The organism is Pseudomonas cedrina subsp. cedrina (genome assembly GCF_001983175.1).
Lineage (GTDB): Bacteria > Pseudomonadota > Gammaproteobacteria > Pseudomonadales > Pseudomonadaceae > Aquipseudomonas > Aquipseudomonas cedrina.
Window position 1 is genome coordinate 1 of the sequence record NZ_MNPW01000030.1, and the last position, 10,721, is coordinate 10,721.

At 62.3% G+C, this 10,721-nt stretch carries 12 protein-coding genes; 4 read left to right on the plus strand and 8 right to left on the minus strand.

Annotated elements, in window-relative coordinates; genetic code table 11:
• Positions 1 to 232 precede the first annotated feature (232 nt).
• From mnmH to BLL36_RS29705, 4 genes are all read right to left on the minus strand, one after another.
• Positions 233 to 1,327: a tRNA 2-selenouridine(34) synthase MnmH gene (gene mnmH, locus BLL36_RS29690; protein WP_076955147.1), complete on the minus strand. Its 1,095-nt coding sequence runs from the start codon at positions 1,325 to 1,327 to the stop codon at positions 233 to 235.
• On the minus strand, positions 1,327 to 2,361 hold the full coding sequence (gene selD, locus BLL36_RS29695; protein WP_076955148.1) for a selenide, water dikinase SelD: 1,035 nt from the start codon (positions 2,359 to 2,361) through the stop codon (positions 1,327 to 1,329). Before selD ends, mnmH begins: the two co-directional genes overlap by 1 nt.
• Before the next feature lie 94 nt (positions 2,362 to 2,455).
• Positions 2,456 to 3,205 (minus strand): TerC family protein, encoded by a 750-nt coding sequence (locus BLL36_RS29700; RefSeq protein WP_064055477.1) that lies wholly within the window; start codon positions 3,203 to 3,205, stop codon positions 2,456 to 2,458.
• A gap of 27 nt (positions 3,206 to 3,232) precedes the next feature.
• A complete protein-coding gene (locus BLL36_RS29705) occupies positions 3,233 to 3,484 on the minus strand; it encodes a hypothetical protein (RefSeq protein WP_076955149.1) in 252 nt (83 codons plus the stop codon).
• 135 nt (positions 3,485 to 3,619) lie between these two features.
• Here BLL36_RS29705 and nhaR point away from each other — a divergent pair, with 135 nt between their 5' ends.
• Both nhaR and sstT read left to right on the plus strand, forming a co-directional pair.
• Positions 3,620 to 4,522: a transcriptional activator NhaR gene (gene nhaR / locus BLL36_RS29710; RefSeq protein WP_076955150.1), complete on the plus strand. Its 903-nt coding sequence runs from the start codon at positions 3,620 to 3,622 to the stop codon at positions 4,520 to 4,522.
• A 157-nt stretch (positions 4,523 to 4,679) separates the two neighbouring features.
• The gene (gene sstT / locus BLL36_RS29715; protein ID WP_076955151.1) at positions 4,680 to 5,900 is read left to right on the plus strand and encodes a serine/threonine transporter SstT; all 1,221 of its coding nucleotides are present in this window, start codon (positions 4,680 to 4,682) and stop codon (positions 5,898 to 5,900) included.
• 63 nt (positions 5,901 to 5,963) lie between these two features.
• Here the strand turns inward: sstT and BLL36_RS29720 are convergent, their stop codons facing one another.
• Entirely contained in the window at positions 5,964 to 6,473 is a 510-nt protein-coding gene (locus BLL36_RS29720; RefSeq protein WP_076955152.1) for a DUF1993 domain-containing protein, read from the minus strand.
• 116 nt (positions 6,474 to 6,589) lie between these two features.
• On the opposite strand from BLL36_RS29720, the gene BLL36_RS29725 reads away from it, so the two are divergent.
• Entirely contained in the window at positions 6,590 to 7,237 is a 648-nt protein-coding gene (locus BLL36_RS29725) for a YceH family protein (RefSeq protein ID WP_076955153.1), read from the plus strand.
• A gap of 197 nt (positions 7,238 to 7,434) precedes the next feature.
• Here BLL36_RS29725 and BLL36_RS29730 read toward each other — a convergent pair whose 3' ends face one another.
• Positions 7,435 to 8,241, minus strand: a complete 807-nt coding sequence (locus tag BLL36_RS29730; RefSeq protein ID WP_076955154.1) for a sulfite exporter TauE/SafE family protein — start codon at positions 8,239 to 8,241, stop codon at positions 7,435 to 7,437.
• A complete protein-coding gene (locus BLL36_RS29735) occupies positions 8,242 to 9,486 on the minus strand; it encodes an NAD(P)/FAD-dependent oxidoreductase (protein WP_076955155.1) in 1,245 nt (414 codons plus the stop codon). It lies immediately after the preceding gene.
• Positions 9,487 to 9,654: 168 nt separating this feature from the next.
• Between BLL36_RS29735 and BLL36_RS29740 the strand changes: the two genes are divergently transcribed.
• On the plus strand, positions 9,655 to 10,518 hold the full coding sequence (locus BLL36_RS29740; protein WP_076955156.1) for an MBL fold metallo-hydrolase: 864 nt from the start codon (positions 9,655 to 9,657) through the stop codon (positions 10,516 to 10,518).
• Here BLL36_RS29740 and BLL36_RS31190 read toward each other — a convergent pair.
• A partial coding sequence (locus BLL36_RS31190; protein ID WP_211279883.1) for a hypothetical protein occupies positions 10,505 to 10,721 on the minus strand: 217 nt, incomplete at its 5' end. The two genes, BLL36_RS29740 and BLL36_RS31190, sit on opposite strands and share 14 nt — an antisense overlap.

Sequence of the window (10,721 nt, forward strand, 5' to 3'; positions counted from 1 at the left end):
GGGCTTGTCCCGCGCTGGGCTGCGAAGCGGCCCCAAACCAGGCGACTTGGATTTATCTGGAACTCTGCGGAGTATTTATTGGGGCGGCTTCGCCACCCAGCGCGGGACAAGCCCGCTCACTACAAAGTTGTGTAGGTACCCATGCTCATCGCAGGCAAGCCAGCTCCCACATTTTGAACTGTGAACGCAGTCGAAGGTGGGAGCTGGCTTGCCTGCGATGGCGTCAGAAAGATCACCCCATTCTTTCGCGCAAATACTCCACCACCGCACCCTGCTCCCCTGCAAATTCGATGCGCGCGCCTTTGCTTTCACGCTGGAACGCGTACATAGGGTCGTAATACTCGCGCAATAACCCTTCAATCCAGACCCGGTGCAAATCCACCGCACCGCTGCGCGCCTGTTCGGCCAGGGCGTCCTGCATGACCGCCTGCAACCGCTGGAAACGCTCACCGCCCAGGCGCTTGTGGATGTTGGCCAGGCTCTGCGTCAGGCGTTCGGCAAACACGGCCTGTCCCTGCTCGCCGAACACCTGCACGAACTCCGCACACAGGTCCACGACGTAATCGCGCAGGATCCGCTCGACCCGCCCTTCGACGCTGTCTTCCAGCCATACCATGGGGAATGACTGCATGCCCTTGTGCAGCGGCAATGGCAGCGCACAGCTGCCGATCATGCGGCTTTCGTCCTCGACCACGAACTGCTCGATACCCGCCGCGCGTTTTTTCAGCAGGTCCACCGCCAGGCGGTTTTCGAAGTCGATGTTGGACGGCTGCGCCGTGGCGCGCTTGCCAAAGCTGGAACCACGATGGTTGGCGTGGCCTTCCAGATCCAGCGCGTTACGCAACTGGCCGAGCACTTCGGTCTTGCCGGTGCCGGTCATGCCGCCCAGCAGCACGAAATCACACTCGGTGGCGGCGCGCTCGACGGTGTCCAGCAAAAAGCCGCGCATGGCCTTGTAGCCGCCGCCGACACGCGGGTATTCAATGCCCGCCTCGGTCTTGAGCCATTGCTGCACGATCTGCGAACGCAAACCGCCACGAAAGCAATACAAGTAGCCCTCGGGATGGTCCTGGGCGAACTGCGCCCACTGTTCGATGCGCTCGGCCTTGATCGCCCCGGACACCAGCTCATGCCCCAACACGATGGCCGCCTGCTGCCCTTGCTGCTTGTAGCAGGTGCCGACGCGCTGGCGCTCGTCATCGGTCATCAGGGGCAGGTTGACCACGCCTGGAAAGGCGCCTTTGATGAATTCGACCGGCGCGCGGGTATCCATCATCGGCCGGTCATTGAGGAAGATGTCGCGATAGTCGGTGATGTCAGTTGCCATCAAAACACCTCTACCGCGTGGGTCTGTCGCTCAACCAGCGCGCCGATAGACTCAAGCGCCAGCCCGAGTTCGGCGGCCACGGCGTGGAACTCGGCGTCGCCTTCGGGGGTGACCGCGATCAACAGCCCGCCACTGGTCTGCGGGTCGCACAGCACGCGCTTGTGCAACTCCTGCAGGCGCCCGAGCTTGCTCGCGTAACTGTCGAAGTTGCGCAGCGTCCCGCCCGGCATGCAGCCCTGGTCCAGGTAGTCCTCGATCCCCGGCAGGCGTGGGACCTTTGCATATTCGATGCGTGCCGTCACACCGCTGCCGTCAGCCATTTCCACCAGATGCCCCAGCAGGCCGAAGCCGGTCACGTCGGTCATTGCCGTGACACCCGCCAGTTTGCCGAAACGGCTGCCCGGCTTGTTCAGGGTACACATCCAGTCGCGGGCCAGGCCGATGTCGGCCTCACGCAACTTGCCCTTCTTCTCGGCGGTGGTGAGGATGCCGATGCCGATCGGCTTGGTCAGGTACAGCCGGCAACCGGCGGTGGCCGTGTCGTTGCGCTTCATGTGGCGCTTTTGCACGATGCCGGTCACGGCCAGCCCGAAGATCGGTTCCGGCGCGTCGATGGAATGGCCGCCCGCCAGGGGAATGCCGGCTTCGTCGCACACCGAACGCCCGCCACGGATCACTTCCCGGGCAATTTCCGGCGCCAGCACATTCACCGGCCAGCCGAGAATGGCGATGGCCATCAACGGTTCGCCGCCCATGGCGTAGATGTCGCTGATGGCGTTCGTGGCGGCAATGCGCCCGAAGTCGAAAGGGTCATCGACAATCGGCATGAAAAAGTCAGTGGTGGAGACCACGCCGCGCTCGTCGTCAATGGCGTAGACCGCCGCATCGTCGCGCGAGGCGTTGCCCACCCACAGCTTGGGGTCGAGGTTCTGCGCACCGCTGCCGGCGAGGATCACCTCCAATACCTGGGGCGAAATCTTGCAGCCACATCCCGCGCCGTGGCTGTATTGGGTAAGACGAATCGGCTCGTTCATGTAGGACCTCACGCTATCAAGTGCGCGAATTCTACCAGACAGCAAAAGGCCGGCTGTGCTCTTGTGAGCGCAGCCGGCCTTTTGGCGTCAGCGGTTACTGCCGAGCGGCAAGCAAACGCTTGTGGCGGTTGCGCCGGGCGATGTTCAGGCACTCGATCGCCGCCGAGAACGCCATGGCCGCATACACGTAGCCTTTAGGCACATGGGCGCCGAAGCCTTCGGCGATCAGCGTCATGCCGATCATGATCAGGAAGCCCAGGGCCAGCATCACCACGGTGGGGTTGTCGTTGATGAACTTGGCCAACGGCTCGGCCGCCACCAGCATCACGATCACCGAGGTCACCACGGCAATGATCATGATCGGCAAGTGCTCGGTCATGCCCACGGCGGTAATGATGCTGTCGATGGAGAACACCAGGTCGAGCAACAGGATCTGCCCGATGGCCGCCGCAAAGCCGATGGCAACCGTATTGCCGACGCTGGCTTTCTCTTCAGGCTCCGGGTCCATGCTGTGATGGATCTCGGTGGTCGCCTTCCACACCAGGAACAGGCCACCGGCGATCAGGATCATGTCCTTCCACGAGAAACCCTGGCCGAACACTTCGAACACCGGCGTGGTCAGTTGCACGATAAACGCGATGGTGCTCAACAGGCCCAGGCGCAGGATCAACGCCATGCTGATACCGATGCGTCGCGCCTTGGCCCGGTGCTTCTCGGGCAGCTTGTTGGTAAGGATCGAGATAAAGATCAGGTTATCGATGCCCAGTACGATTTCCATGACGATCAAGGTCGCCAGGGCAACCCAGGCGGTGGGGCTGGCGGCCAGTTGTAAAAGGTAGTCCATAGGTCAGTCCTGACGTTGTGCGGGAAATTAGGCTTCTTTACTGTTTGATTCTGAGGCTTCGTCTTCCTGATCATCCTTTTTTTGCGGGTTGATCAGGCCGTTTGTCGCTTCGCTCAATGCCTGCTCGGCGGCCTTCTGGGTGTCATCGATCGCTTGCTTGGCCGATTCGGTCGCCTTGCCCAGCACTTGCTGTGCGCTTTTTTCGACCTGATCGCAACCGCCAATCATCACCAATGAAAGCGCAAGCAGCGATGCCGCGCCCAGGGAATTGAGTTTCATGATGTATTTCCTCGTTAGAACCATTGGGTCCAAATAGTGGCCCCGCGATAGCGAGGCATTCTATGCAGGCTGACAGTTCAGGAAAATTCGTATTTTTCTAGCGTATACTTCGATTTTTACGAAGTAATGACCGTTATGCTCAATTACCGACAATTGCACTACTTCTGGGTGGTGGCCAAAACCGGCAGCATCGTGCGCGCGTGCGAGCAGCTCAACCTCACGCCCCAGACCATCAGCGGGCAGATCAGCCTGCTGGAGCAGACCTTTGGTATCGCGCTGTTTCAACGCGTCGGTCGCCAGCTGGAGCTGACCGAAGCCGGACGCCAGGCCCTGCCCTACGCCGAGCACATGTTCCAGACCGGCAATGAATTGGAAGCCATGCTGCGGGCGCAACCCGATGAGCAACAGATTCTGTTCCGCGTTGGGGTGGCGGATGTGGTGCCCAAGTCCATCGTCTACCGGCTGATCGCGCCGACCATGGAGCTGAGCGAGCCAATCCGCATCACTTGCCGCGAGGACAAACTCGAACGCCTGCTGGCCGACCTGGCGATCCAACGCCTGGACCTGGTGATTTCCGACAGCCCCATGCCGACCCACCTGGACATCAAGGGCTACAGCCAGAAGCTGGGCGAATGCGGCATCAGTTTTTTCGCCACCCAGGCCTTGGCCGACACCTACGGCGGTGAATTCCCCCAGTGCCTGCACGGTGCGCCCTTGTTGATTCCCGGCGCGGAAACCGTGGTGCGCAGCCGCCTGCAGCGCTGGTTTGCCGAGCAGCAGATTCAACCGAAGATCATCGGCGAATTCGATGACAGCGCCTTGATGCAGGCATTCGGTCAATCCGGCAGCGGGATCTTTATCGCCCCCAGCGTGATCGCCGATGAGGTGGTGCGCCAGTACGGCGTGGCACTGATCGGCCAGACCGTTGCCGTGACCGAGTCGTTCTACGCGATCTCGGTGGAGCGCAAGGTCAAGCACCCCGGCATCGTCGCGATTACCGAAGGTGCGCGCCGGGAGTTGTTCACCACCCTGCCCTGACGCCAGCAGGCGCCTGGCGAAACCCTACGAGCGCTTGAGACGGAATGCCGCACCAAACGGGACGCGTCCTACAGCATGCTAGACTTTGCGCCTGCTTCCTACAGCGCTTTCTGCCTGCAATGCTGCGTCCTACTAAAAAAATCAGAGACAACTGTTTATGACTGCTGCCCCCTCCCTGTTCCAGCGCCTGACACGCGTCAGCCTGGTCACGCAAATCGTCATCGGCTTGATCGCCGGCATCCTCCTGGCTTTGCTGCTGCCCGAGGCGGCCAAGGCCACCGGGTTTATCGGCAAACTTTTTGTGACCGCGCTCAAGGCGGTGGCACCGATCCTGGTGTTTGTGCTGGTGATGGCCTCGATTGCCAACCATAAGCACGGCCAGGAAACCCATATCAAGCCGATCCTGTTCCTGTACCTGCTCGGCACCTTTGCCGCTGCCGTCGTGGCGGTGGTTGCCAGCATGTGGTTCCCCTCCTCGCTGGTACTGGCCACGCACGACACGACGGTCAGTGCGCCGGGCGGCATCGGTGAGGTGCTGCAAAGTCTGCTGCTGAGCGTGGTGGACAACCCGATTAGCGCGCTGATGAACGCCAATTTCATCGGCATTCTGGCCTGGGCCATCGGCATGGGTATTGCCATTCGCCATGCGGGCGAAACCACCCGCACCGTGCTCGACGACCTGTCCAACGGCGTCACGCTGATCGTGCGTGTGGTGATCCGCTTCGCACCGCTGGGCATTTTCGGCCTGGTCGCCTCGACCCTGGCCACCTCCGGCTTCGGCGCCCTGCTCGGCTATGCTCACCTGCTGGTGGTGCTGATCGGCTGCATGCTGTTCGTGGCGCTGGTGGTCAACCCGGCCATCGTGTTCTGGAAGCTGCGCCGCAACCCCTACCCGCTGGTGCTGCTGTGCCTGCGCGAAAGCGGGATCACCGCATTCTTTACCCGCAGCTCGGCGGCGAACATTCCGGTCAACCTGGCGTTGAGCAAACGCCTGGGCCTGCATGAAGACACCTACTCGGTGTCGATCCCACTGGGTGCCACCATCAACATGGCCGGCGCCGCCATCACCATCACCGTGCTGACCCTGGCCGCCGTGCATACCCTGGGCATCGCCGTCGACCTGCCGACCGCCGTGCTGCTCAGCGTGGTCGCGGCCGTCTGCGCCTGCGGTGCGTCGGGCGTGGCGGGGGGTTCGCTGCTGCTGATTCCATTGGCGTGCAGCCTGTTTGGCATTCCGAGTGAAATCGCCATGCAGGTGGTGGCCGTAGGCTTCATCATCGGCGTGCTGCAGGACTCGGCGGAAACCGCGCTCAATTCGTCCACGGATGTGCTGTTCACCGCGGCCGCTTGCCTGGGCAAGGAAGAACAGCCGGCTTAAACGTCGTGCATAAAAAAACCGGGGCGGTTCTTGAACGAACCGCCCCGGTTTTGTTATGGGAGTTTAGAACGCGCCCATGTAATCGCGCTTGCCCACTTCCACACCGTTGTGACGCAGCAAGGCGTAAGCGGTGGTGACGTGGAAGAAGAACTGCGGCAGGCCGTAGGTCAGCAGGTAGGATTGGCCGCTGAAGCGCTTCTCTTTTGGCGTGCCTGGACGAGTGACGATCTCGATGCCTTCCTTGCCGTCGATCTGCTCAGGCGCGATGGTGTCGACGAACGCCAGGACCTTGGCGATCAGCGCTTGCAGGTCGGCAAAGGTGACTTCGGTGTCTTCATATTTCGGCACTTCGATCTCGGCCAGGCGCGCGGACACGCCCTTGGCGAAGTCGACGGCGATCTGCACCTGGCGCACCAGTTGGAACATGTCCGGGAACAGGCGCGCCTGCAGCAAGGCGTTCGGCTCGATGTTCTTGGCGCTGGCGTGGGCTTCGGCCTTGGTCAACACACCGCTCAAGGCGGTGAGCATTTGCTTGAAGACCGGGATGGAGGCGGCGTACAGGGAAATAGTCATGGCAGTCTCATGGATAATGGCAGGGTTTGAACCAGCGGCGATTATAGACACGCCAGCGGCTTGTCTTTTATTTTTTCCGGCTTACGCTAGTGGGTTCACAGCATAGGGAAAGCGCGATGACCGCCGAGCACGACACCGACACCCCTGAGCCGCGCCTGAACAGCACGGAAATTCGCGTCCTGGGCTGCCTGATCGAAAAACAGGCGACCAACCCGGAAACCTATCCCCTGACCCTCAATGCCCTGGTGTTGGCCTGCAACCAGAAGACCAGTCGCGAGCCGGTCATGAACCTGAGCCAGGGCCAGGTGGGCCAGAGCCTGCGCGCGCTGGAGGGCCAAGGCTTTACCCGCCTGGTGATGGGCAGCCGTGCCGACCGCTGGGAGCATCGCGTGGACAAGGCCCTGGAACTGGTGCCGGCGCAGGTGATCCTCACCGGGCTGCTGTTTTTGCGCGGCCCACAGACCGTCAATGAACTGTTGACACGCAGCGGGCGCATGCACGACTTCGAGGATGCCGAACAGGTGGTGCATCAACTGGAGCGCCTGATTGCGCGGGGGCTGGCGTTGCTGGTGCCACGTCAGGCGGGGCAGCGCGAAGATCGCTATACCCATGCGCTGGGGGATCCGGCCGATATCGAAGCGATCCTGTCGGCGCGGGGCAGCCCCATCGAGCGCGGGGCCGGGGTTTCGGCAGAGCGCATCGAAGAACTGGAAGCGCGGATTGCAGCGCTTGAAGAACGGCTGGCCCAGCTGGAGCAGGCCTGACGGCAGACGTTGGTGCTGCCCTCTATGGCGAGCGGGGCTTGTTGTGGCGAGCGGGCTTGCCCCGCGTTGGGCTGCGAAGCAGCCCCAAAACCAGGCGCAGAGGAGTGTCTGATACACCGGGTTCGTCTTCATTGGGGGCGCTTCGCACCCCAACGCGGGGCAAGCCCGCTCGCCACAACAAGCCCGCTCCCACAGGTTCAGCGCAAGGCGTTGAACAGCATTCCAGCCGCTACCACCACACACAAACTGGCAAACCCCACCTGCAAGGCGCGCGCGGGGATCACCGAACCCAGGCGTCGCCCGGCCAGCATGCCGACGACGCTTGCGCCGATAAACACCCAGCCCAGCGGCTCGATGCGCACGCCGGCATGGAACGCGCCGGCCACGCCGATGAGCGAAAGCAGGCTGATCACCATCAGGGACGTGGCGACAATGCCGCGCATCTGCACATCGGTGAGTTGCTTGAACGCCGGCACAATCAGGAAACCACCGCCCACGCCGAGCAAACCCGACACCGCACCCGTCACCGCGCCGAGGGCCGCCAGGGTCGCGCTGCATTTGGCGGTCCAGGCGAAGCGCCCGGTCTGCTGGTCGAGCATGCAGTTCTTTTGGGCCCAGGATGCGGTGCCATGGTCACTCGGCCCGGCTTCACGTTTTTCCCGCCGCAACATGCGCAACGCCACCAGCACCATCAACGCGCTGAACAGGCCCATCAGCACGGCTTCCGGCAATTGGTGGGCGAAAAACACCCCCACCGGCGAAAACAGGGCGCCGAGCAACGCGATCAACAACGCGGCGCGGTAGCGCACCAGGCCATGGCGCAAACCATCAAGCGCGCCCACCGCTGCCGCCGCGCCAACGGCGAGCAGCGACACCGGCGCGGCCTGGGTCATGCTCAGGCCCAGACCCAGCACCAGCGCCGGCACCCCAAGGATGCCGCCGCCCGCGCCGGTCAGGCCCATGACCAAGCCCATCAATAATCCCAACACACCGGCCAGCAGCATTCAGTCCACCTTGCTCAGACGGGTCAGCCACTCGCGGCCCTTGAGCATGCCATTCCAGTAGAACCACGGCAGCAAGGTGGCCTTGAGGAACCACATCGACCGCCGTGCCTGGGTCGGGTCCAGGGGAAAGGTCGGCAGCAGCTTGCCGCCGTAGCCGAACTCGGCCAACACCACCTTGCCCTTCTCCACCGTCAACGGGCAGGAGCCGTAGCCGTCGTACTTGAGCGGCAGCGGCGCCTGCTTGCGCAGCGCCAGCAGGTTTTCGGCAACCACCACGATCTGCTTGCGCACGGCGGCGGCGGTCTTGGCATTGGTGGTGCCGCATACGTCCCCCAGGCCGAAGATGTGCGGGTAGCGCAAATGTTGCAGGCTGTGGGGGTTTACTTCGCACCAGCCGGCCGCGTCGCCCAAGGGGCTTTGGCGGATGAAATCCGGGGATACCTGCGGTGGGACCACGTGCAGCAGGTCGAAGGACTTTTCTTCGACGCGGACATTGCCCTCGGCGTCCTTCACCTCGAACCAGGCCTTGCGGGCCGGGCCGTCGACTTTCACCAGATTGGCATTGAACGCCAGGCGCGCGTTGTATTTCTCCACGTATTTCATCAACGGCGGCACGAAGGTCGCCACGCCGAACAGCGCGGCGCCGGCCAGGTTGAATTCAACGTCGATATTTTTAAGAACACCCTGCCTGAGCCAGTGATCGCAGGACAGGTACAAGGCTTTTTGCGGCGCGCCCGCGCATTTGATCGGCATGGCCGGCTGCGTGAAGATCACCTTGCCGCCCTTGAGCTGCTGCACCAACTGCCAGGTGTAGGCGGCGTGCTGGTAACTGTAGTTGGAGGTGACACCGTTTTGGCCAAGGGTGTCTTGCAGCCCTTCAACCTTCTCCCAGGCCAGGCGCAGGCCGGGGCAAACGATCAGGTGCTGCCAACTGACGCGCTGGCCGCTGTCGAGAACCAGGGTGTGCTCGTCCGGCAGCACCTCGGTGACGGCGGCCTGCACCCAGGTGACGCCATTGGGCAGCACGTCAGCCAGCGGACGGCGGGTCTTTTTCACGTCGTAGGCGCCGCCGCCCACCAAAGTCCAGGCGGGTTGATAATAGTGGTGTTCGTTGGGTTCGATCAGGGTGATATTCAGTCCGGGGTCGCGCTTGAGCAGGCTGGCCAGCAGGCCGATGCCCGCCGAGCCGCCGCCGATGACGACGATATCGCCACTGATGGTTGGGCCCCAGTGTTGTTCGGTCATGGTCTATCGCCTTTTATCGTCAATGCACACAAGGGGCGTTGCCGTGTGGCGTCACGTCCCGTTACAGGTCGATCCTTTGCCTCGGACCGTTTTTTTCCCTTAAGCTCGCAAGCCTATGTGGAAAACATCTCGAATGTAAGCCGCAATCCACCACCAAGGACCGCCGCCATGCCCGCGTTGATTCAAGCCTTTCTGGACGAGGCATCGTCGACCTACACCTACGTGCTGCACGAGGCCGATGATGGCCCCTGTGCCATCGTCGACTCGGTGCTCAATTACGACCCGGCGTCGGGCCGCACCGACACGCGCCAGGCCGACAAGGTGATCGCCTACGTGCGCGAACATCGGCTGCAGGTGCAGTGGCTGCTGGAAACCCACGCCCATGCCGATCACCTGTCCGCCGCGCCTTACCTGCGGCGCACGCTGGGCGGCAAGATCGCCATTGGCCAGTCCATCAGCAAAGTGCAGGACGTGTTCAAGAACCTGTTCAACCTGGAGCCGGAGTTTCGCGTGGACGGCTCGCAGTTCGATCACTTGTTTGCGCCGGATGAGGTGTTTCATATCGGCAACATCAAGGCCCAGGCGCTGCACGTGCCAGGGCATACGCCAGCGGACATGGCCTATTTGATCGACGACCGCTTGATCCTGGTGGGCGACACGCTGTTCATGCCGGACGTGGGCACGGCGCGCTGTGATTTTCCCGGCGGGGATGCGCGGCAGCTGTATGCGTCGATGCGCAAGTTGCTGGCCTATCCTTTGGAAACTGAGCTGTATGTATGCCATGACTACCCGCCAGAGGGGCGCGAGGCCAAGTGCCGGACCACCGTGAAGGAGCAGCGGGCGGGGAATATCCATGTGCATGACGGCATCGATGAAGCGGCGTTTGTCGAAATGCGTACCCGCCGTGACGCCGGGCTGGGAATGCCGACATTATTGTTGCCGGCGATCCAAGTGAATGTGCGGGCGGGGAATATGCCGCCGGCGGAAGCGAATGGTGTGACCTACCTGAAGATCCCGCTCAACCAACTTTGAAATGCTTATCCCTGTGGGAGCTGGCTTGCCTGCGATAGCCATAGGTATCTACACAACTCTCAACGACTGAAAAGTATCCCTGTAGTGAGCGGGCTTGTCCCGCGCTGGGTGGCGAAGCCGCCCCAATAAAGGCATCGCCGAGCTTCAGGTAGAATCCGGTCGCCTGGTTTGGGGCTGCTTCGCAGCCCAGCGCGGGACAAGCC

Bases quoted from the DNA above. Each gene is read 5' to 3' on its own strand.
- mnmH (WP_076955147.1), bottom strand. From the start codon at position 1,327: ATGGCAACTGACATCACCGACTATCGCGACATCTTCCTCAATGACCGG.
- selD (WP_076955148.1), bottom strand. From the start codon at position 2,361: ATGAACGAGCCGATTCGTCTTACCCAATACAGCCACGGCGCGGGATGT.
- BLL36_RS29700 (WP_064055477.1), bottom strand. From the start codon at position 3,205: ATGGACTACCTTTTACAACTGGCCGCCAGCCCCACCGCCTGGGTTGCC.
- BLL36_RS29705 (WP_076955149.1), bottom strand. From the start codon at position 3,484: ATGAAACTCAATTCCCTGGGCGCGGCATCGCTGCTTGCGCTTTCATTG.
- nhaR (WP_076955150.1), top strand. From the start codon at position 3,620: ATGCTCAATTACCGACAATTGCACTACTTCTGGGTGGTGGCCAAAACC.
- sstT (WP_076955151.1), top strand. From the start codon at position 4,680: ATGACTGCTGCCCCCTCCCTGTTCCAGCGCCTGACACGCGTCAGCCTG.
- BLL36_RS29720 (WP_076955152.1), bottom strand. From the start codon at position 6,473: ATGACTATTTCCCTGTACGCCGCCTCCATCCCGGTCTTCAAGCAAATG.
- BLL36_RS29725 (WP_076955153.1), top strand. From the start codon at position 6,590: ATGACCGCCGAGCACGACACCGACACCCCTGAGCCGCGCCTGAACAGC.
- BLL36_RS29730 (WP_076955154.1), bottom strand. From the start codon at position 8,241: ATGCTGCTGGCCGGTGTGTTGGGATTATTGATGGGCTTGGTCATGGGC.
- BLL36_RS29735 (WP_076955155.1), bottom strand. From the start codon at position 9,486: ATGACCGAACAACACTGGGGCCCAACCATCAGTGGCGATATCGTCGTC.
- BLL36_RS29740 (WP_076955156.1), top strand. From the start codon at position 9,655: ATGCCCGCGTTGATTCAAGCCTTTCTGGACGAGGCATCGTCGACCTAC.